Annotated in this window: 18 protein-coding genes; 7 read left to right on the top strand and 11 right to left on the bottom strand. The window is 64.2% G+C overall.

From position 1 onward, the window contains the following. Position 1 precedes the first annotated feature (1 nt). Together ACZY08_RS18525 and ACZY08_RS18520 are read right to left on the bottom strand one after the other, a co-directional pair. Positions 2–475 (bottom strand): nitroreductase/quinone reductase family protein, encoded by a 474-nt coding sequence (locus ACZY08_RS18525; RefSeq protein WP_463746090.1) that lies wholly within the window; start codon positions 473–475, stop codon positions 2–4. A gap of 10 nt (positions 476–485) precedes the next feature. Further along, a complete protein-coding gene (locus ACZY08_RS18520) occupies positions 486–1,088 on the bottom strand; it encodes a TetR/AcrR family transcriptional regulator (protein WP_463746089.1) in 603 nt (200 codons plus the stop codon). Between the two features lie 184 nt (positions 1,089–1,272). Between ACZY08_RS18520 and ACZY08_RS18515 the strand changes: the two genes are divergently transcribed. From ACZY08_RS18515 to ACZY08_RS18505, 3 genes are all read left to right on the top strand, one after another. Further along, positions 1,273–2,085 carry a nuclear transport factor 2 family protein gene (locus ACZY08_RS18515; RefSeq protein WP_463746088.1) on the top strand — a complete coding sequence of 271 codons (813 nt, stop codon included), beginning with the start codon at positions 1,273–1,275 and terminating at the stop codon, positions 2,083–2,085. A 14-nt stretch (positions 2,086–2,099) separates the two neighbouring features. Beyond that, positions 2,100–3,041, top strand: coding sequence for an NADP-dependent oxidoreductase (locus tag ACZY08_RS18510; RefSeq protein ID WP_463746087.1), 942 nt, complete (start codon positions 2,100–2,102; stop codon positions 3,039–3,041). 218 nt (positions 3,042–3,259) lie between these two features. Beyond that, positions 3,260–3,703, top strand: coding sequence for an ester cyclase (locus ACZY08_RS18505; RefSeq protein ID WP_463746086.1), 444 nt, complete (start codon positions 3,260–3,262; stop codon positions 3,701–3,703). Positions 3,704–4,058: 355 nt separating this feature from the next. Here the strand turns inward: ACZY08_RS18505 and ACZY08_RS18500 are convergent, their stop codons facing one another. Together ACZY08_RS18500 and ACZY08_RS18495 are read right to left on the bottom strand one after the other, a co-directional pair. Beyond that, entirely contained in the window at positions 4,059–4,955 is an 897-nt protein-coding gene (locus ACZY08_RS18500; RefSeq protein WP_463746085.1) for a hypothetical protein, read from the bottom strand. Between the two features lie 24 nt (positions 4,956–4,979). Continuing rightward, entirely contained in the window at positions 4,980–6,878 is a 1,899-nt protein-coding gene (locus tag ACZY08_RS18495; RefSeq protein ID WP_463746084.1) for a TPR repeat domain-containing protein, read from the bottom strand. 921 nt (positions 6,879–7,799) lie between these two features. Between ACZY08_RS18495 and ACZY08_RS18490 the strand changes: the two genes are divergently transcribed. The 3 genes from ACZY08_RS18490 to ACZY08_RS18480 all read left to right on the top strand — a co-directional run bounded on the left by ACZY08_RS18490 (position 7,800) and on the right by ACZY08_RS18480 (position 11,343). After that, on the top strand, positions 7,800–9,845 hold the full coding sequence (locus ACZY08_RS18490) for a PE-PPE domain-containing protein (protein ID WP_463746083.1): 2,046 nt from the start codon (positions 7,800–7,802) through the stop codon (positions 9,843–9,845). 57 nt (positions 9,846–9,902) lie between these two features. Beyond that, complete coding sequence (locus ACZY08_RS18485; RefSeq protein WP_463746082.1) at positions 9,903–10,664, top strand: SDR family oxidoreductase; 762 nt, start codon at positions 9,903–9,905, stop codon at positions 10,662–10,664. Between the two features lie 97 nt (positions 10,665–10,761). Further along, on the top strand, positions 10,762–11,343 hold the full coding sequence (locus ACZY08_RS18480; RefSeq protein ID WP_463746081.1) for a DUF1707 SHOCT-like domain-containing protein: 582 nt from the start codon (positions 10,762–10,764) through the stop codon (positions 11,341–11,343). Between the two features lie 52 nt (positions 11,344–11,395). Here the strand turns inward: ACZY08_RS18480 and ACZY08_RS18475 are convergent, their stop codons facing one another. From ACZY08_RS18475 to ACZY08_RS18445, 7 genes are all read right to left on the bottom strand, one after another. Beyond that, positions 11,396–11,974: a hypothetical protein gene (locus ACZY08_RS18475; protein WP_463746080.1), complete on the bottom strand. Its 579-nt coding sequence runs from the start codon at positions 11,972–11,974 to the stop codon at positions 11,396–11,398. Between the two features lie 247 nt (positions 11,975–12,221). Next, positions 12,222–13,826 carry a hypothetical protein gene (locus tag ACZY08_RS18470; RefSeq protein WP_463746079.1) on the bottom strand — a complete coding sequence of 535 codons (1,605 nt, stop codon included), beginning with the start codon at positions 13,824–13,826 and terminating at the stop codon, positions 12,222–12,224. Positions 13,827–14,563: 737 nt separating this feature from the next. Next, positions 14,564–15,925: a hypothetical protein gene (locus tag ACZY08_RS18465; RefSeq protein WP_463746078.1), complete on the bottom strand. Its 1,362-nt coding sequence runs from the start codon at positions 15,923–15,925 to the stop codon at positions 14,564–14,566. Between the two features lie 575 nt (positions 15,926–16,500). Next, positions 16,501–17,166: a hypothetical protein gene (locus ACZY08_RS18460; protein ID WP_463746077.1), complete on the bottom strand. Its 666-nt coding sequence runs from the start codon at positions 17,164–17,166 to the stop codon at positions 16,501–16,503. An 87-nt stretch (positions 17,167–17,253) separates the two neighbouring features. Next, on the bottom strand, positions 17,254–17,793 hold the full coding sequence (locus tag ACZY08_RS18455) for a hypothetical protein (protein ID WP_463781836.1): 540 nt from the start codon (positions 17,791–17,793) through the stop codon (positions 17,254–17,256). A 73-nt stretch (positions 17,794–17,866) separates the two neighbouring features. After that, positions 17,867–19,855 carry a vWA domain-containing protein gene (locus ACZY08_RS18450; protein ID WP_463746075.1) on the bottom strand — a complete coding sequence of 663 codons (1,989 nt, stop codon included), beginning with the start codon at positions 19,853–19,855 and terminating at the stop codon, positions 17,867–17,869. Then, on the bottom strand, positions 19,848–21,230 hold the full coding sequence (locus ACZY08_RS18445; protein ID WP_463746074.1) for a sigma 54-interacting transcriptional regulator: 1,383 nt from the start codon (positions 21,228–21,230) through the stop codon (positions 19,848–19,850). The genes ACZY08_RS18450 and ACZY08_RS18445 overlap by 8 nt, the downstream gene beginning before the upstream one ends. Positions 21,231–21,355: 125 nt before the next feature. On the opposite strand from ACZY08_RS18445, the gene ACZY08_RS18440 reads away from it, so the two are divergent. Beyond that, positions 21,356–23,224: an LpqN/LpqT family lipoprotein gene (locus ACZY08_RS18440; protein WP_463746073.1), complete on the top strand. Its 1,869-nt coding sequence runs from the start codon at positions 21,356–21,358 to the stop codon at positions 23,222–23,224. Positions 23,225–23,252 lie beyond the last annotated feature (28 nt).

Here is a 23,252-nt window from a genome sequence, read left to right as displayed (position 1 = left end):
TTCAGCTCTCCGGCCACAGCTGGACGCGGATGACCGCGCGCGTTTGTGCCGCTCGCGTGAGGTCATCCGCGTCGAACTGTCCGTTCATGCTTCGCCGCACGTGGTGAAACCGCGCATCGCGTGGCCTGACTGCCAGAAAACTCTCGATCACCGGAATGTTGGCCCCACCGGTCGATGCCTCCGCATAGCCGCGAAATCGCTGCCGCTGCAACAACACCGTGACATCGGCACCACCGCGGAGGTTCTTCCACCAGGTGTTGCCGATCCCCGTGATACACGTGACTACGGCGCCGTCAGCGACGTAGCTGATCGGGATCTCGTAACTTCGGCCGGTCCGACGACCCGTCACGGTGAGGATCATCATCGTGTCGCTGATCCAGCCATGTGCCGGAGTCCGCAGCACAATCTTGACCAGTGGGGTGACAGCCTTGACCAGCAGCCGCAGATAGGCCGGTGGAGCAGAATGCTCGGTCATTCTCGGCGGGTCAACTGTCCCGTGCGGCGATGCCGTTGAGCAATCTCTCAAGGGCGGCAATCGAATCCCGGCTCTCCCGTACGGGATCCGCGGAGCGGGCAACTGTCATCGCCGCCTCGCACATCGCGCCGTGCAGGAGATGTGCGAGGGGCTCCACACGCTGCTCGGGTACGTGACCGTCGGCGATCACCTGCGCCAGGCCCAGCCGTAACAGCGACGTGACGTGCTCATCCTCGAGGTCCCGCATCGCCTCCCACCCGAGAACCGCGGGCGCGTCGATCAATGTGATGCGCTGAACCCCGGGATCGAGCACCGCGTCGAAGAACCCGCGACAGCCGCGGCGGAACCGCTGCCAGCTGTCCTTGGTGCCCCTTGCTGCGCGGTTCACCGCTTCACCGATAGCCCGCTGCTCGCTCTCGAACACTGCAGCAAAGAGGCCGCGCTTGCCCTCGAAATGGTGGTAGAGCGCGCCTTTGGTCATGCCGGCACGTTCGGCCACGTTGTCGACGAACGTGTTGTCGTAACCATCGGCCGCGAACCGATCGCGCGCCACCACCAGAATCTGGTCGATGGTCGCGCGCGTGCGTTCGGCCTGGGTGCGCGGTCCGGGCATGCCGCCAATCTACACGATTCATACTTGAAGTACATACTTCCAGTATGTTAATACTCGAGGTATGCAAGTTCAGCGGCACGTCTGCCCGCTGCCGACGGCACGGAGCTCGAGCCGCTGTCGGACACCGCGGTGCTCAACGGCATCTCGGTGCAGATCTGCCCCGCACCAGTGAGAGGACAATTCGATGAGCACTGATCAGGTCGATGTACTGCGCGCTTCCCTGCACAGTTACACCGAGGCCAAGAACCGGCATGACGTGGACGCCATCGTCTCCGCGTACGCCACCGCTGGCTGGTATCAGGATTCCGCTGTCCGCCAACCGATTTCCGGTCACGCCCAGTTGAGGACGTTCTACGAGGCGGTGTTCCGGTCTGTCCCCGATTATCGGGGGCAGTTCGACGGTGCGGCTTTCGGTGAAGACACCGCGGTGGTGTGGGGCCGGATGACCGGCACGGTGGGCGACGAACTTCTCGGGTTGCCCACGACTGCGGGGAACCGCATCGACATCCCCGTCACCTTCGTCTGCACCTTCCACGATGGTCAACTGGCCAGTGACACCGGATATTTCGACACCCGCCGCCTCCATCGCCAAGCAGGGATCCGCGCGTCGGACTCAGAGATCGAGACGTTCGTCGCGGGTTGGGCGCGGTTCTGGGCGGCACCCGGAGATGCCAGTGCGGTTCACGATCTCGTCACCGATGACGTGGTCCTGCACTGGCCGGGAGCTACCGAACCGCTCCGCGGACGTGACACGTATGCCGGCCAACTGGCCGCCGCGGTGCAGCTCATCCCGGATCTGACGCTGTCGGTGGTCGACTTTGCCCACCGCGACGGACTTCTCATGCTCGCGTGGGAAGGCCACGGGACGATCGACGGCGAGCTGCGCCACTGGCCGGGAGTCGACCGGTTCCGGCTAGACGGAAACCGAGCCGCCGAAACTACTGTCGTGTTCGATAGCCGGGCCGTCCTGCCCGCTGGAACCTCAACCCATCACTGACCGAGGAGGCATTCATGCGCGCCATCGTCCAGCACGAATGGGACGGCCCAGACTCCGTGCGCCTGGCCGAGATACCCGAACCTCATCCCGCTCCCACCGAGGTGAAGGTCCGGGTCCACTCCGCGGGAGTCAACCCCGTCGACTACTACACAAGCGGAGGCCTGGCCTACAACCGCGTGCTCGATCTGCCCTTCATCCACGGTTGGGACGTGGCCGGGGTGGTCGAAGAGGTCGGCTACGGCGTCAGTCGATTCCAAGTGGGCGATCGTGTCTTCGGCATGCCGTGGTTTCCCCGGCAGGCCGGTGGGTACGCCGAATTCGTCACCGCACCGTCCCGCCACTTCGCCTACATCCCAACCGGACTCAGCGTCGCCGAGGCAGCGGCGCTACCGCTGTCCGGGCTGACCGCGTGGCAGATGCTCATCGACGTGGCGCGCCTGACTCCCGGCCAGCGCGTGCTGATCTCCGCCGCCGCCGGGGGCGTGGGCCACCTCGCCGTGCAGATCGCCAAGGCGCGTGGCGCGTATGTCATCGGCACCGCACGCGCCGCCAAGCATGACTTCGTCCGCAGTATGGGCGCCGACGAAGTGGTGGACTACACCACGGTTCCGGTCCACGAAGTAGTCAGCGACGTGGATGTCGTGATCCAGATGTTCGGCGGCGCCGCCGGACGTGACGCCTTGCACTGCCTCCGCCCGGGTGGCGTCCTGGTCAGCGCTCAAGCCGCCTGGACGCCCGGCCTTTTCGACCGGGCGCGCGAGCTGGATGTCCACGCATACGGCTACCTCGTCGAGCCCGACGCGGCCGGCCTGCAGTCCATCGCAGCACTCGCGGCGGACGGACGATTACGTGTACACCTCGCCGCCCAGTACCCGTTATCCGAAGCGGCGCAGGCGCTGAAGGTGATCGGCGACGGCCGCACCAGCGGCAAGCTCGTGCTCACCGTCGAGCAGTAGAACTGACGAAAACGAGGGCAACCGCACTGGGCCGAAGCGATGCCATCTGGCGATGGCGGCGTCGGGAATGGCGCAGGTCAGCCGGTACACACGGCACCGTCGGTAATTGCCAGCGCCACCACACACCCCAGCGCGTCTGTCGGATCAGCGGCCGCAGCTCTACCGTTTCCTGTGCGGACGTTATCTGCCGTGCGGTGACCCCCCGAAAGGCCTGAATCATGGCCAATGACCAGAACAAGGCGATTTCCCGACGCGTGTGGGAGGTATTTGCCTCCGGCGACCTCAGCGAGCTGGACGATCTCGTCGCTCCAAGTGCCGCGTACCACGACACCCAGGATCCGTTCGGGGATCAGCGCGGCCCCCAGCACATGAGGAGCCTTATCGAGATGTATCGGAAGTCGTTCTCCAACATGAGATTCGACATCAAGATGCAAATCGCGGAGGGCGACTACGTGTGCACGCTCCTGGAGGCGCAGGGCGATAACACCGGTGAGATCATGGGACAGCCGGCCACCGGCAAGCACACCCGGATCAACCTGACCGACACCACGCGGATCGACGACGGCAAGATCGCCGAAAACTGGGTCACCTGGGACACCCTCGGCATGCTGCAGCAGCTCGGCCTGATCCCCGCAGGCGCGCAACAAGCAGCGCCCGCCTGAGCTGGTTGCAGTAAAGGGTCCAGGGCCGGCCGCGGCCCTGGACCCACCCGAGCAGTGCACGGACACGTCGACGCGCCGCACGCCCGGTGATCCAACGCTGCGGATGGTGCTACTCGTTGACTCCACACTGACCCGAATCAAGCATCGGGGGCGGAATCCGTTAAGTGCGGCCATTTTTGCCCACTCGAGTGCCCGCCCCTTGACGACCACCGATAAAGCGGTTGACATGCGAGGGTGACTTCAACGATAAGTTCGGAATCTACCCGCCTGCGGCACGCAGTGTCGTGGCGCCTATTTGGAGACCACAATGCCTCGCAGGCCGGGTGAGCGGCAAACTTGGGGTTGGGGCACGTGTTCAAGCTGTGGTGTCAGGCCACCCCGGTGCCGCTGGCTCTGCTTGGGGCGGCGTGTCGAGCACACTCATGAGGATTTGCGCTCGTTCGTCGACGTTATGGGGCATGGTGTCGCGGCACTGCTGTCGCCGCTGGACATAGTCTGGATCGCGCGGCGTGTGGGTAGTGTTTTCCAGGTCGCCCCAGTAGTTGTCCTGTGAGGCGCCGGTGATCTTCCAGTGCCCGAACACATCACCGATCGGTGCGGGATTCTTACCGGCCTGCGGTTGCCCGCTTCCGCCGCCATCGGGGTTATTTTTCAACTCGATCCGCCACAGCTTTACTGCACTCTCTTCGCGCTCCTGAAGGGTTCTTTTCGGAGAATCCGCGATCGAAGAATACTTTCCAGGATGCTCAACATCCGGGCGGAATATGTTGTATTTGCCGTCGCACACGTAGGCGAGGTAGCCGTCTGCGAGCAGGGAGAGTTCTAAAACGTGGAAGTATTGGTTGCCGAAGAATGGTCCGTCACCGAAATTGAGGTATTTGTCACTCCCGGGTATCATCCATTTCAACTCGAACGGCAATTTGCTCCAATCCGTATTCTCGGGATAGCCAGCCCGCCGATCGGGGAGTTTTGGTACGGCCCGCTGAAAGCCTGGGTAGGTGTTCGCCGAGGACTTTGTCATAATCCCAATCCAAAAGGATTCAAGGTAGGCGCGCACCGGAATCGCGGGGCCGGTGAGCAGATCGACGCCTGGTTGTGCTGTCCATCGGAATCGGAAGCCGTTCAGGCTGTTCGGCCAGTTCGGGTACATGGTTGTCGCTGCCCCCGGGGCAGAAGGCGATTCCTGGTGGTCGGAACATCCTGCGAGTACGCATACTGCAGCGGCGGCGACGGCAAATGTTTTCCTGGCCATTCGTAGCATCATGCGTGTGCTCAACTACTGACCAGCCTTGGGAGGATCATGCGGAAGGGTTGCCTGGTAGGTAACTTCCGATTTGGTGAGGTCTCCCGTAACCCTGTCGCCAAGGTACTTCTCCACGTTGTTTCGTACATCATCGCCACCGTACTCGGCTGCGTATTCGTCGTAGCTTGGGAAGCCGTTCGGGAATATGCTTTTGTCGCCGTAGTCTTCTGCGTACAGTTGTTGCGCAATGTGGTACTGGTTTGGTCCTGACTCTTGGAGAGGGATGTGCGGAGTATCGGGGGCTGTCGGTGCGTCACCTGCTCCGAACATGTCTTCTAAAAGGCCGTCCGCTCCGGGCACTTTACCGACGGCGTCGAGCGCATCGCTGACATGAGGGATGGAGCCGCCCACGGTCGTGAGGGCTTCCCATCGTGCGGCCTTCTGTTCATGCTCCAGTAGGTCTTGGGCGTATTCGTTGGCGGCTTGTTGTACGTTGCTTTCGCTCAATGCCACATCGTTCAATCCTTGTAGCCGACCGTCGGCTCGCAGCGCATCGACGTCAGGTGTGTCGTGATTGGCCAGGGAGTTGACGTAGTCTTCCTGGAACCCGAGATGATGCCCTTCTACCGCGCCTTTTAGCGTCGAGGCGGCGACCGGATCGGAATTGAGGGTACTCAGCAGGTCACGTGTCTTAGGCATGTTGGCATCACCCCTGTCAACCACCTTGCCGTCCGCGTCCGTCGTAGTTTCCAAATTGCCGAATCCGTGGGTGTTGTTGAGATCATGTTTCATCATGTCGTCCAGGAACGGCGCGTTCGCCTCAGCGAGAGCCCGTACGAGTTCTGGATGGGCTTTGCCAAATGTTTGGTCTCCCTGAACATCTGGTGTTCCAACCTCCCCCGGGGCCATGGGCACCCGATCAAACATATTGGTGAATTCTGTGGGGTGGTCGACGATGTACTTGTCGAAGGCGAACACGGTTTCACCAGCCCTGGTGGCAGCGTCGAGTTGCGTGGCATCAGTTGCGACGGGCGCCAGTCCCTGCACCAAGCTTGCTGCTGCCGCTCCACCGTCATCCCACTGGTGCCGAAGGGCATTGCTAATGAACTCATTGTTGGGCGACTTACCGTCGGAGCCGGCAACAAGGTCATGCACTGCCCAGTGATCCCGTCCGGCCGCTTCCAACAAGGGCTTGAGCGCAAGATCAGCAGAATGCTCCCACCCCTTCTCAAAGGTCCAGCCCGGCGCGCCCTTCAGTAACTGTTCGGTTTGCTTCAACACCGACCGGTCCAGATCGGTGCCGTGCATGAATTCCGGGCTGCCCTTCATCATGATCGCCGCCAGGTCCTGGCGATCGCCAACGTGAATGTTGCCCCGATCGTCGGGCAGACCTTGCGCGACGTTCTTGACTCCGTCGGGCAACCGATCCAGTCCGCCCTTCCAGTCGGCGCCAGCGGCTTTGACCTTCGGATCGGACAGCATTTGCATCGCGTTCATCAGATCGCGGCTGGCACCGGGATTGGTCTTGTCCAGGTTGTCCATCATCGCCCGGGTCTGCTGAATATTCATGCCGTCCATCGAACGGGCCAACGAATTCAGGTACTCCAGCTGACTGGCCGGCAGCACCAGATCACCGCGCGCCAACGCGTGCAGCTGCTCGGGTGTCAATGTGGCGTTTTCCTTCAGCCGGGCCACCTCTTCGGGCGTCAGCTGCCCGTCGCGCACCGAATGCCCGTCACCGGAGCCCTGCTCGGCCGGGGTTTGCGGATCGCCACCGGCCGCAGCCTGCATGACCTGTCCCAGATCGCTATCGGTTTCGGTCGCGGTCGCCAGCATCGCCACGATCCGGTCCTCGAGTTCGGCGTTGCTGTCCAAATCTAGCAGGCTCACAACCCCACCTGCTGCGACAATTTCTGCTGCGGAACCTTGCATGTTCGTTCTCCTGGCTAACGCTGGTGACCCATCATTCCGGACCCTTAGATCGCTCAACAGCCGCGAGAGCTTGATCGCGTGAAAAGCTCCCCCTGCGGTGCTGCAACTGCAACACCGCGGCGTTCGCCGGCACCATCACGCGCGATGACGCAACAAGACCTATCGTCGGGAGGCCCTATTTGTTTTTGCGTGCCCGTTGATTCATTTGCGCTTGCATAGCAGGAGCGGATATCGACGGGGCACCTTCGAGAACATCAGTGCCGAGCGCACGCCAGTCCTCAGGTTTGTCGTCACCGATGAGACTTACGTCGGAAAGCTGCTCCCACCTGTTTCCGAGCCGCTCTACAACGCCGCAATCTGCCCGCAGGTTCGCGCGTTCTCGGTATTCTTGCACCCCCCACATCGCTGCTGCGACTAGACCGATCGCCGTCACTACCGCGAGTGCCGCCGACCACCAACGCTTTCGACGCGAAACGGCCACCCTTCTACCTTCCCCTCGACACTGAGTCCTTCGGCGACAGTTCGACCATCCCACTCGGATTCAGCAGGTAGATCGTCAATCCTCCGTTCCTGGCCTGCGCCTGATAGATATCGGTGATGTCGATCCAGTACAGGCGGTATCGCCCTATAAGCGTCGTGGACCTCCATCAAGTGCCGGAGATCCAACCGCAGATGCGATCGCCGCAACTAGATCGACGTGCGGGGTCGAGCTCAGATCCAGGCAAACACCAGGGCAAAATGAATTGAAACACCCTGACCTCGCCTGCCTTACGGGCCGGCCGGCGGCCAGGCCCGTGGTCGAGCCTCTCGGAATGACGCGCATGATCATGGTTTGGGCAAATTTTCCACGAGGCAAATAACTGTTGTTAAAGTGTGCAAGCACTTTGTCGGTTACATCACACTCCAAAGGCGGCGCGCTTGATGTCACAGCCCATCCCTCCCCGTCTGCACAAAACCAAGGCAGCAGCCACCGCGGCGGCGATCGTCGCGACTACGGCGGCGTTGACCGCAGGCGTCGCGTCCTCCGCGCCAGAGGCGTTGGCAGCCCACAACCGCAGTGTGCAAGCGGAAGTCGAGCTGACCGCCGATGCCGGCCAGATCCCCGACATTGTCGGGCTCTACGGGGTGGGTCCGATCTTCTGGACGGCCCAAGCCCTCGGAATCACGCCCGAGAACGTGATCAAGGCCGCCGGAGGATTGACCGGTAACACCGAGCTGGCGAACGTCGCCATCACGCTCCTGAACGTTCTGGACAAGATTTCGCCGATCGAAGCCGGAATCAAGGGTCCGATGCCGGATGACGTCTTCAACTCGGTGAATGATCTGGACTACACCTTCACCGGGCTTTCTGCGATGTTCGGGCTCGGCGAGAACAATGCCTTTGTCAACTGGATCGTCAAACACGCACCCGTCCTGAACCAGCGCCGCGACATCATCCTGTCCGAGAGTTTGGGGGGGCTCACCACATCGCTGGCCTACCGCGACATGATCAATGCGGTGCAGTCCGACGACCCGGACTGGCGCGTCGGCGTCACGGGGCAGTGGCTCATCTTTGTCAACAACGTCAGTCGGCCGGGTGGCGGATTGTTCGCTTTGGCAACGCCTTTAACGAATCTGTTCGGCCTTGACCTCACCACACCGGATGCGGGCAGCTATACCAATGCCGACAAGACCAAGGTGCTCAACACCTCGATCCTCGACATCACCTGGGCCTACAACCCGCTCTCGGATGTACCCACCACACTGAGCCCTCTGGCCTGGGCCAACTCGGCTGCGGCGGGGGTGTTCCTCACCTACCTGCTCCCCGACGAGGACAACAACATCGGCAGCCATGTCCTGCCGAAGTTGATCACCGGCATCGGCGACGGTGTCAAGGTGATGCTCGACCCGACCGGTGGCCAAGGTCTGCAGATGATCCCGGTCTTCGGCGACCTGCTGAAGCTCTTCAACGTGAACTTCCTCGACTTCCCCGGCAACGCCACGTACATCACCTATGACTCGGGCAATCTTCCGTTGCTGGAACCGTTCCGGATGGTCCCGCACTTGGCCAATCTTGTTCCGGGCGTTCACATCCCGACCCCGTTGACCGACAGCATCGAGCCGGCCCTGCGCAAGCTCGTGAACATGGGTTACCAGGACGTGGACCCCAACACCCTGGAGCGCACGTTCAACGAGGCCGGCGACCAGGCGTACCTATGGCACTCCCCGCTCACCCCGACGCAGCAGCTGGCCGCCAATGAGATTGTGTTCGACGCGCTGATCGACGGCATTCAGGCCAATGCTCTGAATCCAGACGCCTGGGTCCCGGCCCTGCCGGGGACGACGGACTTCAAGCCGATCGTGAAGAACGCTGTGTCGGTGGCAGTCGCCAAGGCGCTGTCTGACGCCCTGGAGGCTGTGCAGAAGGGGGCCGACCCGGTCTTCGATGCCGTCGAGAAGGGTCTGGCCCCGGTCACCCATGCGCTCGACGACGCGAGTGCTCAGATGGAAACCGCCATCGACAACATGCTGAAGGTCAACGGCTCCGCGGCCAACAAGAAGGCGGGCACCCAGTCGATCAACTCACTCCCGTCGGCGGGCGCGCAGTTGAAGACGTTGAGCACCGAGGCGCCCGACACGAGCACCGATGCCAAGCCCACCCCGCTCAAGGACGCGCTCAACGAGCTTGGTCTGGGCCAGCGTTCGCCGAAGAACGCCGACGTCTCCAAGAAAATCGCGAAGCCCTCGGACTCCCTGAAGACGAGGGCCAAGGCCCGTCATGCCACCGACGGGAACAATCCGCTGAAGAAGTCGGTGAAGGAGACAGTCGCCAAGGTGCGTGAGGCCGCCGAGAACACCGTCGACAAGGTGGAGAAGGCAGGCAAGGACACCGTGAAGAATCTCGACAACGCGGCCGACGGCGCCAAGGCGAAGGTCAAGGAGTCGAAGAAGCAGGCCAAGAAGGCTCCGAAACACGCCGCTGCGTAAGACCCACCCGCCCGTAACCGCTGACAGCTCCGGTGACGCGTCGGTAGCGTGGCCAACATGCCACGCACTGTGCTCGTCACCGGGGCGAGCGGCACTCTCGGTCACCACGTCGTGCCCGAGGCGACCGATGCCGGTCATCAGGTCCGCGCGTTGAGCCGCCGGGAGCGGATCGGTTACACGGGCGTGCATTGGCACCAGGCCGATCTGCTGTCCCCCGGCGGTCTGGATGCCGCACTCGACGGGGTGGACGTCGTCGTCCATTGCGCCACGCAAGCCACCGGGAGCAAGGACGCACGGGCAGCCCGGAACCTGATCGAGGCCGTACGACGCAAGGGCGTCGGGCACCTCATCTATATCTCGATCGTCGGGATCGACGACATACCGCTTCCTTATTACAAGACCAAGTTGCGGGTCGAGCAGGCGCTCGAGACGTCCGGGGTGGGGCACACGATCCTGCGCGCGACGCAGTTCCACGAGCTAATTGAAAAGACGTTCTCGGCACAGCGATTTTCGCCCGTTCTGTGGGCGTTGCGCGACGTCCGGTTTCAGCCGATCGACACCCGGGATGTGGCCGCCCGACTGGTTGCATTGATCGATTCCGAGCCGGCCGGGCGGGTGCCCGACATCGGCGGCCCCGGCGTCCACAGTCACCCAGAATTGGGACAGATGTATCTGTCAGCACACAACAGCGTGCGCCGGGTGGCCAGATTCACCATCCCCGGCCGGATCGTCGCCGGTTACAGGTCCGGGGCCAATCTGACCCCGGAAAATGCAGTCGACGGCGTCTCGTTCCGGGACTATCTGGGTATCGGCGGTTAGATCACCGGCTCTGGGCATGGTCCACTGTCGCCACCCTGGCGACACAGTTTGGCTACTGGTCTTGCATGTGACAGCGATCGTCGTAGGCTCGACAGCGATGAGCACTTCAGCGCCGCAGGACAGGTCGATGCGGGCTGCCGACACCGACCGCATCCAGGTGGCGCAGCTGCTCACTGATGCTGCCGCCGCGGGCCGGCTGCCGATGGCCGAATACGAGGACCGGCTAGCAAAGGCTTACGCGGCGCAGACCTATGACGATCTGGCCCGCCTCAGCCGCGACCTTCCCGGCGCGGTGAACTGTTCGGCCAGCCAGTGTCGCCCCGCCCCCTCGACGCTGCTGTTGGCGATCATGAGCGGGTTCGAGCGCCGCGGCCGGTGGAACGTGCCGAAGAAGCTGACGACGTTCGCCCTCTTCGGTGGCGGAGTGGTCGATCTGCGCTACGCCGATTTCACCGCACCCGACGTCGATGTCCGCACCTATTCGATCTTCGGCGGGCAGACCATCCTGGTGCCACCCGAGGTGAATGTGGATGTCGATGGTGTGGGCGTGATGGGGAACTTCGATCACAGCGTCGACGGAGTCGGCACGTCCGGGGCACCGCGCGTCCACATCCGCGGTTTCTCCCTGTGGGGCAGCGTCAGCGTCAAACGCAAGAAGCGCCGCAACCAGACCGATTGACAGACAGAACGGGCGGGCCCGAAGGCCCGCCCGTCGTGTTATCCGGTGACTGTCAGCAGCTGGCTGCCTGTGCGCTCACCTTCATGCCGCCCGCCGCCACACAGTTGGACGGCTTGGCGGTGGAACCCGACTTGGCCGAGACGGTCGAGGTGTTGCCGCTGGCCAGCTTGGGCAGGACACCCGGCAGGTTCTTCTCGTCGGGAAGCGCGAGGCCGCGCGCCTGAAGATCGTCGTAGTAGTACTTGCCGGCGTTGACGTTCAGCTCGCCCTTGACGACGCCGTTGGTGCCGGGGTCAACCTTGCCCGTCTTGGGGTCGACGGCGCCCGTGCTCGTGGTCCCGTAATTCAGGTGGTAAACCTTGCCCAGATCGCTGTCATCGAGGGCCTTGTTGACCGGGGTCTTCTGGTTGAAGACCTGATCGCCGACCGCCTGCGTGACGCGGACGCCAGGGGCCGGGTTACCCAGATCGGGACGCCCCACGGCGTCGGCAGACGGGTTACCGGTGTTGGTGGGCACGGCGAGCGCCATCCCGGCCGGCCCAGTCATCGCCAGCGCACCGCCCGCGAGGATCCCACCTACCAAAGTCCGGCCCCGTACCGACCGCTCGGAGATCTTCCGATGTTTTGCCATGCCTGTAACCTCTCGTGATTGGCGTTGCGCCACAGCTGAATTGGAGCCACGCAGCTGAACATTGCCACTGGCCCGCCAGCGAACCTAAGGCACCGCGAGCAGGCAGGATAGGTACTGGCGACGTTGTTCATTTGCTGTTCGGCACACGATCATGAGAATTCACAGCGCGTACACAGGGCTGGCCGAAGAACGTGAAAACGCAACGGCCCCCTCCGTTTTGGAGGGGGCCGTTGTGTCGAGCCAGCTGCTACTTGTCGCTCTTCTTGTCTTTGTCGCCGGAGTCACCATTGGCGTCGGCGTGAGCGTTGGCGTTGCCGTCCTTGGCCTTCTCGTGCGAGTCCGCACCGGCCTTGGTCTTGGGCGTGGCCTTGAACGCCTTCTCCAGATTCTTCGTCGCGTTCTCGACGAACTTCTCGCCGGCCGACTTCTTGCGCTCGGTGGACTTGCGCTCGGGCTTGGCCACCAAGCTGTCGCGGACCAGCGAGCTGCCGGTGCCGGACTTGGTCTCGGCGCCGGTTCCGGATGTGCCCTTGGTCTCGGTGCCAGTGCCGGTGCCGGTGGCCGTGGTCGTGGCGGTCTCCGTCGAAGCCGCTGCCTCATCGGCGTCCACGGCCTCGATCTCGCGTTGCGGCAGCTTGATCTCCGGGAGCTTGACCTCGGGCAGCTTGAGCTCAGGAAGCTTGGGCGCCTTGACTTCTGGGGTCGCAGAGTTCGAAACCTCGACGACGGGCGTGACTGTCTCGGTGCCTCCCTCGGCGGTCTCGTCGACCGTGGTGTCCTCGGCCTTGAGGTCGAGCGTCTTGACGAGCTTGGACTCGGCGGGCGCTTCGAGCTTGTCCACAAGCTTCTTGAGAGGCGACTCGGCGTTCGTCGGCAGGCTGAGCAGCTTGCTGAGGTTCGGCAGTTTCGTGGACGTCACCGAATCCGGCTCGGCTTCCGTCTTGGCCGCGGTCTCCTCCTGCGCCGACAGGAGGCTGAAGGTGTCGCCCCCTTCAGATGGCGCCTCGGGAGTGAGCACCGCCCTCACGGTGTCGACGATGTAGGTGACGGCGGCGGTGATACCCGTGGCATCGCCGTACCCGAAGAAGAACGAGTTGCTGAGGTCCTGCGCGAAACTGCCATCGGGCAGGTTGTCGTTCAGAATGCTGCCGACGACCGTCGCGGCCCCGCCCCCGAAGAATTCGTCCACCCGCTTCGACAGCTGCAGACGTTGGGTCGGGTCGAATGCATCGACGATCGAGGCGGCGACGACTGAACCGAGATAGGCGAACTCGGTGGCGCCGGCCTCGAAGAAGATGTTGTCGAAGACGTCGAGCGGCAGGACGTTGTCGCTGAGGTAATAAGCCAGGCCGGTGAAACCGTCATGGCACATCGCGCCGGTGGCCGAGCAGTTGCCCGGGTCGTAGAAGTTCTCGTTGACCTTGTTGCCGGCCGCGTCGTAGAACTGGACGTTGCCCATGTCGCCGACGGTTGCCGCGACAAGATGCCCGTCCTCGTCGCGATAGAGAGGCTTTCCATCTGGACCGAAGAGAGGCGTGGAGTCCGGGGTGTCCTCCCCCGGATCAACGAGTTCGTTGTCCTCGTTGAGGACGTAGCCGGGGGTGGGGGCAGGAACATAGCCCTGGTAGTAGTACCCGCCGTAACCATCGAGGAAGGAACCCAAGGCTCCTTCCAGCGAAAGCGCCACCAGGCTGATCTGCGCGGCAGTCATGGTCCGGTGCGCAGGGGCTTCCGCGGTCGAGGCGGCAACCGTGATCTCGTCGCGGGGAACGAACAGCGCAGGAGTGCCGGCGACCAGCGCGCCTGCGCTGAGCAGGGCCACACCAGTGGTGACGAGTGGACGGACTGCCATGTGGGTGTGGCCCCTTATCTCAAGCGCGGGGACGGATTCCTGAGAATCCGTCCCGGTATGTGCGTACTACCTTAGAAGTCCTTGAGAAGGGTAATTCCCGTCACCACCTCCCGCAACCTCTCTCGACGCGGGACAGGAGCCGTCTGAGGCGCCGCCAGGGTGCGGCTTTTGCGGGACTACTCCGACAAATATTTCGTGGCCGAACGCGAAATTCCCGACCGATTCACTGCCAGCTAATTTCGAATATCGTTGCCGCTGCACCCGCCCGGCATATAAGTGCGGGTTGGCAGCTATGGAATCCGTGGCGCGACCACCGGAGGTCGCAGTCCGGCACACTCGTCCACCCGTCCGGTCAGCACGGCACGGCCCCCGCGGCAGGACCACCCATATTCCTAGGTCAGTGCGCATGATGCCGGTTACGGCCGTCCGCGATCCGCCGCGCGTCGGCGCCGGGGCAACCCGCCGTCACGGCTCATTCCCGGGCGGCACGGGCACGGCCGTCGGCGGGCCGAAAAATCGCCGCCGAACGCCGGCGGCCTCCCGTCGTAAAAAGCAGCAGCGGCCGCCAATGATTAGGTCGGTATTTCCATGATTGGCAACAGCGCCGGAAAACGCCGGCCAGGGTCGGACTTACGCAAAAGTCAATAAGCCCAGGTCACAGGCGCGAGCGAACATTCTGACTGTCGTCAGAACCTGAGAAACAACTGAGAGTGCACTCAGTTTCCCCTGCCGCGCGGCTACTTGTCGCCGCCGCTGTCGCTTCCGTTGTCCTTGTCGGCGCCGGTGGCGTTCTTGACGGCCTCGTCCAGTTTCTTCAGGAACTTGCTGCCGTTGGACTCGCCCTTCGGCTTGCCGTCGCCGAAGAGGATGGGTGGCGTGACCTTGTTGCCGGTCCTGGTGTCGACGCCCGCCTTCGTATCGTCTTCCGTCGCGGGTTCTTTGTCCTTGACCGTGCTCTTGGGCGTGATGTCGGGCGCCTTCAGCTCCGGCATCTTGAACTCGGGAATCTTCAGATCGGGCACCTTGAACTCGGGGCCCTTGGGGGGTTCGAACTTCGGAGCTTCCGGCGTGGGAATCTCACCGCCCAGCGGGATGGCTCCGATGCCTCCCTCGACCGGGCTGTCGGGCCCCTTCACCACGTCCTGTTCGGTGGCGTCAAGATCTGCAACGAGTTTGGTCTCATCTGCGGCGGGAGCCTTCAACGGCAATTGCATCAGGTTCTTCAGCGGCGACTCGAACTTCTTCGTCGACAAGTTCAACAGCGATCCCGGTTCGGGCACCGTGGTGGAGCTCAGGCTGGTGTCCTTCTTGGCCAGCAGCATGGTGTCGCTGTTGCTCTCTTCCTCCGTCGAGAACAAGGAAGGGCCGGAGTCGAGCGGGTTGATCAGATTCGGCGTGGGAGTCGAAGTGCCCTGAGCGATGGCATCGACCACGTAGGTGAACGCTGCGTAGATTCCGGAATTGTCGCCATACCCGAAGAAGAACGAGTTGGTCAGACCGTAGGCGTAGCCGTCCTGGGGCAGGTTGTCGAGCAGCAGATTGCCGACGAGTTGCGTTGCGCCGCCTTCGAAGAAGTCGTCGACACGCTTGGTCAGATCGAGCCGGCCGGTCGGATCGACCGAGTCGATGGCCGAAGCGACTGTACGGATGGCCACGTGTGCGAGTTCGGTGAAGCCACCCTCGAAGAAGATGTTGTCCACGTCGCCCAGCGGCAGGATGTTGTCACTGAGGTAATACGCGAGCCCGGTGAAGCCCTTCTGGCACACCGCTCCATCAGCGGTGCAGTCCCCGGGTGCATCGACCATCACCGGGTTCCCATCCGCGTCGGTGACGATTTCGCCGGTGACCGGATCGATCTCGGGAACCTGGCCCGGGGTGTAGATACCGCCGTAGCCCTGGGTGAACGACTGCCACGCGCCCTGCAGCGACAGCGCAAGCAGATCGACCTGCTCCTGCGTCAGCCGGGTCGGGGTCAGGGCCGAGGTCGGCGCGGCGACGGTGATCTGGTCACGGGGGACGAACAACGCCGGAGTCGCGGCGACGATGGCGCCGGCGCTGAGCAGTGCGGCACCAGTGGTGATGAGCGGACGTACAGCCATGCGGTGGACCCCTTGACTAGAGGACGAAACGGCCGTTCCCAGAATCCGCACCTGTGCCAGCGGCAACTTAGAAACTGCTGAGAATGCTAAGGGTCGGCCCACCCTCCTGCAACCGATAACGCAGGAAATTCATTTACCAATCCTGCTACCGCGATCCCCAATCAAGATCGACAGATTGTCATCCAATTGGGCGATACCGCCACCCAGTGGGTTGACGCATATATCTAGCCGGACGTCCGCCGTCCGGCACGGCGCCGCACCTCTCCGCCAACCACTCATTCCGCAGTTCAGAGCAACATCCTCACCCTGAGGACACGTAGACGGTCGACCACCGGCAGCCCATTTGATTGCCAATGCAATGAATTAAATTCGCCACTTCAGAACAGAAGAGGTAATTGTTGCGGTACGCAACAGTTGCATGGCCGAAGCATGGCCATGCCTCGCGGGCGGCCCGGCTTATTGCCAATGCAATGAAAGCAGTGCCGCAGTCAGATTCCGGGTAATTTGCGTCGGTGTTACGGCATTGTTCCGGGCAGGGTATTTCCTCGGCCGCGTTGAAGAGCCGTCGCCGCGATTCAGCGCGGCATCGCGATCCGCAAACCCGCCAGCATCACCTGCGCGTCGGCCATGAAGGTGGGATTGTTGGGCGCCGTGCTCTGCGCCAACGCCACGATGTTCCAGACCTTCGCCCCGAGCGGCACCATCACCGACACGGAGGTCACGTAGCTCGTCTTGCTGATCTTGTCATCGGGCGGGGTCGTGTAGTTGACCATCAACGCCGGGAAACCACAGATCTCGGACGGCACCTGGGTGATGTTCTCCGCACCGATGGATTGAAAGCCCTTGATGGTCTCATTCAGCAGGTCCTCGGGCGACCGGTTCCCGTCCGTCGCATCTCCGATCGACACCGAGATGGCCGGATTCGTCACACCGTCGGTGAGGGATTCATTGCGCAGCACCAATTTGACTGGGCCCTTGGCGAACTCAGGCACCGGCACCCAGCCCGGCGGTTGCGCGACTCGTACCCGCGGCTCGTCGGGTCCGGTCCCCGGAACTTCGATCCAGGCATCCGAGTGCAACTGCTCGCAGGTTTGGGCCTTGTAACCGGGCGCTCCCGACGACGCCCCTCCAGGTGGTTCGAACCCGGCGGTCGCGGTGCCGTCGGTCAGCTGCGTGCAGCCGCTGAGAGCCAGCCCGGCCGCCAACACGACCACACCCGCAACGCGCTTCTCGACCCCCATCGCTCCCAGAGACTACGCGAGCCCTCTGCACGCCGAGCGCGACGCAGGGGTCGGTTAGCTGCGTCGTCAGCGACGTTTGCGTCACTTTCAACGTGGTTGCCAGCCCCGGGCGAGCAGCGCGGTGCGGGCCTCGCCCACAATCTCGGCAGCGCGGTCTTCCTTGATGACGTGAAGAACGTGCCAGCCGAGCCTTCGCAGCGTCCGGTTGACCACCACGTCGAGCACGTACTGCCTGCGGTTCTTGAGGTGCTGCTCGCCGTCGTACTCTGCCCCGACCTTCCACCACTCGTCGGCGTGCAAGGTTTCCCGTCGTACGACCAGCCCGGGTTGTCGCCGTGTTGCTGTGATGAGCTCGATCGGAGCGTCGTCACCGACCCATTTCGCCCCGTACATCGCCGAAGCGGCCACTCCGGTGACCACCGCATTGGGTGCCGCGAGGTGTGCACCGAGAATGCGATCTCGAAGCGATGGCTCATGACGCCGCGGAACGTAAATTCCGCTGTAGATCTGCCGATACCGCGAGCGCAGCTGGCCTTTGGTCAGATGGCCCGCCGCGACGACATCCGCACCAACGAACGGAATCTGCATGTGTACTTGGACGCAGCCGCAGTCGGTGTGGCTCCCCACGGCGTCGAAAGTGACGCAAATGTCGTCAACAGCATCGCCGCACGACGTTTGCGTCGCAGTCGGCGCCAAATAGCTAGCGCCGACGCGAGTGCAGGTAGTCGCCGACGACGGCGGCACCCAGTCCGTCGAGATCGGGCACCACCACGCGGCCCTGCACGCGGCGGGCCACCTGGTCGATGAACCGGGCCAGGCCGGGATCAGAGCCGAGCCGGAAGATCGTCACCTGGGCGCCGAGCCTGGCCACCTCGTCAAACCCCCGAACCGTGTGGGCGATGGTGCGCGGGTGTGGAGGGTAGTCGAAAAACACTTCAGATCCGGCGCCGTCCCCGAAATCCTCCAGGTGCGCGGTGGGCTCGCCATCGGTCACCACGAGCACGACCGGTTGGGCATTGGGATGACGACGCAGATGCCGCGACGCCAGCGCCAGCGCATGGTGCAGGTTGGTGCCCTGCTCGTACACGCCCTCCAAGCCAGTCAACTCGCCGGCGGTCACGGTGCGCGCGTAGCGGCCAAAGGCGATGATCTGCAACTCATCTGAGCGGAATCGGGTGCTCACGAGGTGGTTCAGCGCCAGCGCCGTGCGCTTCATCGGCAGCCAGCGGTTCTCCATCACCATGGAGAAGCTGGTGTCCACCAAGAGCGCCACGCAAGCCTGGGTGCGGGTCTCGGTCTCGGAGATCTCCACGTCCTCGACGGCGAACCGGATGGGCCGCTCGGCGGTCCCGGTACCGGCCTGACGCAGCACCGCGTTGGTCACCGTGCGGGTGACGTTCCACGGCTCGGTGTCGCCGAACTGCCAGGGCCGGGTCGCCCCGGTCAACTCCCCCGCCGCACCGGCCCGACGCGTGTCCCGCTCGCCGTGCCGACCCGAAAGCTGTTGCGCCACATCACGCAACGCGGTCTGGCCGAGCTGACGCATGGCTTTGGGCGAAAGCCGCCACTGTCCGTCGGAGCCCCGGTCGATGAAGCCCTGATTCACCAGGGCCTTCTCCAACTCGGACAGGGTGCGGGCATCGACTGCCGCGTCCTCTCCGAGCTGACGAGCCAGCGCCTCAAGATCGACGTCGTCCATCGACGCCCCGGAATAGCTCTGCGACAACGCGTCGGCCAGCTGCTCCAACTCGCCGATGTCCGACAGCGCCTGGGCGCCCTCGCCCATGCCCAGCGGGTCGCCGCCCGAGAACCGCTCAGAACCGCTCCAGTCCTCGCCTGGTCGGGCGGCCTGCAGGTGCCCGTCGAGCCGGTTCAGCGCGTCCATCAACGACGGCGAACCAAAAGCCTGCTGCGCCAGGGAGTCCAGCTCGGCCCGCTGCTCGGCCGACAGGCTGTTGCGGAACCGCTGCGCGGCCGCGGCCCGCTTGGCCAACGAGTCCAGCAGCTCGTCGATGTTCTGCGGGTCTTCCGGGAAGAACTCCCCGTGCTTGCCCATGAATTCTTGGAAGTCCTCGGGCGAGTCATTCCCCTGGGCGTGCTTGTCCAGCAGAGCGTTGAGGTCATCGAGCATGTCGTTGACCCGCTGCCGGTCCTCGTCGGTGGCGTTCTCCAACGCCTCCTTCATGCCGGCGAAACGCTGATCCAGCATCTCGCGCCCCAGCAGATCCTTGATCTGCCCGTACTTCTCCCGCGCCTCGGGGCTGCGCCAGTCGTAATCGGCGAGCTCCTGCACGGCCTTGGCCGGTGACGGCGAGAGCGCCTCCATCTGCAGTTCACCGAACCGCGCGTCGTCGTCGAGGGCGCGGGCCAGCTCCTTGCGCTCGGCGAGCACGGCCTCGTCGAGCAGCTTCTTGATCTCCTGCAAGGTGCCGTCAAGGTTGTGCCGCTGCAACAACTCCCGCCGTTTGCGGTTGGCCTCGGCGGCCAGCCGGTCGGTGCCACGCATGCCCTCGGTGCCGCGCCGCATCAGCTCCGAGAGGGCGCGGCGGGGCGAGCTGCCCTCCATGACGCTCTGACCGATCTGCTCCAGAGCGTCGCGCAGATCGATCGGCGGTGCCAACGGGTCAGGGCCACCGGTGTATCGCGAATACCGCGAGGTGTGGCCGTGAACGCGGCCAGGATCAGCCATATACCGTCTCGCCCTCCCCGGACACCTTGTCCACACGCTTGGCCAGATACAGCGCCTCCAACGCCAATTCGACCGCAGCGGCCCGCTCACCGATCGATACCGCACCCACCCGGGATGCCAGTGCGTCGACGACAGCCAGATCGGGTAGCGCGGCCAGGACATCCTTGGCCGACACCCGCTCACCCGTGGTCACCGGCGAGCCCTCCTCGACCGCGGCCACCAACGGGGCGACGTCGATTCCGCCCAGCAGCCGCTGAGCAGTGTCGGCGGTGGCGCGGCGAAGCAGGTGCTCCAGCACCGCCTGCTCACGCCCCTCCTCACCGCTCTCGAATTCCAACTTGCCGCGCAGCACATCGATCACGGTCGCCAGATCGACCACCCGGGCCACCGGATCGTCCTCGCCGAGAATGGCGGAACGGTGCCGCGCCGAGGCCGCCACCGTCTCGGCGGCAGCGATCGCGAACCGGGCCGACACACCGGACCGCTGGTCGATCGAGCTCGATTCGCGCAGATTGCGGGCGAACCGGGCCAGCACAGCGATCAGGTACTCCGGGACCTCGGCGGCCAACTGAGCCTCCTGGCGGATCACCCCGACCTCGTCGTCGATCTCCAACGGGTAGTGCGTGCGGATCTCGGCACCGAACCGGTCCTTGAGCGGGGTGATGATCCGGCCGCGGTTCGTGTAGTCCTCGGGATTCGCGCTCGCGACGACGAGAACGTCGAGCGGCAGCCGCAACGTGTAGCCGCGGACCTGAATGTCGCGCTCCTCCATCACGTTGAGCATCGACACCTGAATCCGCTCGGCCAGGTCCGGCAGCTCGTTGACAGCCACGATGCCGCGATGGGCCCGCGGAATCAGCCCGTAGGCGATCGTTTCCGGGTCACCCAGGCTGCGCCCCTCGGCCACCTTGATCGGATCGATGTCGCCGACGAGATCGGCCACGCTGGTGTCCGGGGTGGCCAGCTTCTCCGTATACCGCTCACTGCGGTGGCGCCACTCGATCGGCAGATCGTCGCCGGAATCGGAGGCCCGGCGGATCGACTCCGGCGTGATCGGGCTGTATGGATGCTCACCCAGCTCAGACCCGGCGATCACCGGCGTCCACTCGTCGAGCAGCCCCGTCAACGCACGCAGCAGCCGCGTCTTGCCCTGGCCGCGTTCCCCGAGCAGCACCACGTCGTGGCCCGCGATCAAAGCCCGCTCCAGCTGCGGGATCACGGTGTCCTGGAAACCGAGAATCCCAGCCCAGGCATCGCGGCGGTCGGCGAGTGCGGACAGCAGATTCTCCCGAATTTCGGCTTTTACGCCCCGCTCGCGATGGCCGGAAGCGCGCAGCTCACCGACAGTACGAGGCAGATCCTTGGGTTGGCTCACCACTCCACGCTACGACTGAACCCGCCCGCGCACATCGCCACCCGGCAGAACTGGCGCCCGGCACGCGCGAGCCACTCCCCCGGCATAGTCGTTGCCCGAGCGTCGCTACCGGTAGTCTGCGCTCCATGCCGTTGGCTAGCGGTCAGGAATTCGCAGGGTTCACCATCGTTCGGTTGGTGGGCACTGGAGGCATGGGCGAGGTCTATTTGGCGTCCCACCCGCGGTTACCCCGCGAGGACGCTCTCAAAGTGCTGCCCATCAGCGTCAGCTCGGACAACGAATTCCGGCAGCGGTTCATCCGCGAGGCTGACATGGCGGCCACGCTGTGGCACCCACACATCGTCGGCGTGCATGACCGCGGCGAGTTCGAGGACCGGTTGTGGATCTCGATGGACTTCGTCGACGGGCACGATGCCGCCCGGCTTCTGCACGACCAGTACCCGAAGGGCATGCCGGCCGAAGACGTCATCGAGGTCGTCACCGCCGTCGGCGACGCACTGGACTATGCGCACCAGCGCAAGCTGCTGCACCGCGATGTCAAACCCGCCAACATCCTGCTCACCAGCAAACAGGGTTCCAAGCGTCGCATCATGCTGACCGACTTCGGCATCGCCCGCCGCGCCGACGAGGTCAACGGGCTCACCTCGACCAACATCACCGTGGGCTCGATGTCCTACACCGCACCCGAGCAGCTGATGGGGCAGCCGCTCGACGGCCGGGCCGACCAGTACTCGTTGGCCGCCACCGCCTACCGTCTGTTCACCGGCACCCCGCCGTTCGCCCACAGCAACCCGGCGGTGGTGATCAGCCACCACCTCAACTCGCCGCCGCCCAAGCTCGCCGACACGAAACCTGAACTGGCCGTGTTCGATTCGGTGATGGCCAAGGCGCTGTCCAAGGATGCCAAGGACCGCTACGACACGTGCCACGACTTCGCGGTCGCGCTGGCCGAGGCGGCCACCGGAACCACTCCCGAGGTGCGCACCCCGGTCCGGGCCCACGAGCCCGCGCCGCCCACCACCCCGCTGATCATCCCGAAACCGGTGAACCCGCCGCCGACGCCGCTCTCGCCGTCGAACCCGCGGCAGGCACCCCCGTCGGAACCACCGGTGTTCACCTCGTCGTGGGCAGGTAACGAGACCTCCTCCCGCAAACCCGTGGCGGGCAACACGCCGGTCGGCATGCAGGGCCTCGCCGGGCCGTCGGGGCCCCCCGGACCGGTCGGGCCGCCGCAGACCAACTTCGGGCCACCCCCGCTGCCGCACACCCCGATTCCGAAGAAGCAGAACAACCGGCGCAACCTCATCCTGGCGGCGGCCGCGATCGCCGGGGTGATCCTGCTCGTCGGCGGCATCGCCTTCGCAGTCGGCTCGGGAGGCGACGAAAACAACAACGCCGGCGGCGAGACCACGTCGGCGGTCGCCACCGATACATCCGGCGAGACGACCACGACCTCACCCAAGCCGGCCGGACACGCCTTCACCATCGCCGACTACATCAAGAAGAGCGGCATCGTCGAAACGCCGGTTCATCGCGGCGATCCGGGCGCGCCGGTGTTCAATTGGCCGATTCCGCCCGGATGGATCGACGCCGGCACCCGCACCCCAGCGTGGGCCTACTCGGCGATGGTCAACGACCCGACCAACCCGCCGGATCCTCCGTCGGTCATCTCGTTGATCTCCAAGCTGACCGGTGACGTCGATCCCAACAAGCTGCTTGAGTACGCTCCCAACGAATTGCAGAACCTGGCGGACTACCAGCCGAACGGTGACGTGACCCGCGGGGAGATCAGCGGGTTCCCCTCGGTCCACCTGGCCGGCTCCTATGCCAAGGGCGAACAGCGCCGCGCAATCACCCAGACCACCATCGTGATCCAGGGACCCGGCGCCGTGTACGTGCTGCAGATCAACGCCGACGCGCTGGATCGCGACAAGGGGGCGCTGACCGACATCAACAAGGCGATCGAGGCCCAGGCCACCGTCGCCCTGCCCTGAGCCGATCGCTTTCAGGTACCCGGTACCC

The organism is Mycobacterium sp. IDUB_9, assembly GCF_055419505.1.
The sequence above is the reverse complement of the archived record's forward strand: the minus strand, read 5'-3'. Positions and strand labels throughout refer to the sequence as shown.

Bases quoted from the DNA above. Each gene is read 5' to 3' on its own strand.
- ACZY08_RS18525 (WP_463746090.1), bottom strand. From the start codon at position 475: ATGACCGAGCATTCTGCTCCACCGGCCTATCTGCGGCTGCTGGTCAAG.
- ACZY08_RS18520 (WP_463746089.1), bottom strand. From the start codon at position 1,088: ATGCCCGGACCGCGCACCCAGGCCGAACGCACGCGCGCGACCATCGAC.
- ACZY08_RS18515 (WP_463746088.1), top strand. From the start codon at position 1,273: ATGAGCACTGATCAGGTCGATGTACTGCGCGCTTCCCTGCACAGTTAC.
- ACZY08_RS18510 (WP_463746087.1), top strand. From the start codon at position 2,100: ATGCGCGCCATCGTCCAGCACGAATGGGACGGCCCAGACTCCGTGCGC.
- ACZY08_RS18505 (WP_463746086.1), top strand. From the start codon at position 3,260: ATGGCCAATGACCAGAACAAGGCGATTTCCCGACGCGTGTGGGAGGTA.
- ACZY08_RS18500 (WP_463746085.1), bottom strand. From the start codon at position 4,955: ATGGCCAGGAAAACATTTGCCGTCGCCGCCGCTGCAGTATGCGTACTC.
- ACZY08_RS18495 (WP_463746084.1), bottom strand. From the start codon at position 6,878: ATGCAAGGTTCCGCAGCAGAAATTGTCGCAGCAGGTGGGGTTGTGAGC.
- ACZY08_RS18490 (WP_463746083.1), top strand. From the start codon at position 7,800: ATGTCACAGCCCATCCCTCCCCGTCTGCACAAAACCAAGGCAGCAGCC.
- ACZY08_RS18485 (WP_463746082.1), top strand. From the start codon at position 9,903: ATGCCACGCACTGTGCTCGTCACCGGGGCGAGCGGCACTCTCGGTCAC.
- ACZY08_RS18480 (WP_463746081.1), top strand. From the start codon at position 10,762: ATGAGCACTTCAGCGCCGCAGGACAGGTCGATGCGGGCTGCCGACACC.
- ACZY08_RS18475 (WP_463746080.1), bottom strand. From the start codon at position 11,974: ATGGCAAAACATCGGAAGATCTCCGAGCGGTCGGTACGGGGCCGGACT.
- ACZY08_RS18470 (WP_463746079.1), bottom strand. From the start codon at position 13,826: ATGGCAGTCCGTCCACTCGTCACCACTGGTGTGGCCCTGCTCAGCGCA.
- ACZY08_RS18465 (WP_463746078.1), bottom strand. From the start codon at position 15,925: ATGGCTGTACGTCCGCTCATCACCACTGGTGCCGCACTGCTCAGCGCC.
- ACZY08_RS18460 (WP_463746077.1), bottom strand. From the start codon at position 17,166: ATGGGGGTCGAGAAGCGCGTTGCGGGTGTGGTCGTGTTGGCGGCCGGG.
- ACZY08_RS18450 (WP_463746075.1), bottom strand. From the start codon at position 19,855: ATGGCTGATCCTGGCCGCGTTCACGGCCACACCTCGCGGTATTCGCGA.
- ACZY08_RS18440 (WP_463746073.1), top strand. From the start codon at position 21,356: ATGCCGTTGGCTAGCGGTCAGGAATTCGCAGGGTTCACCATCGTTCGG.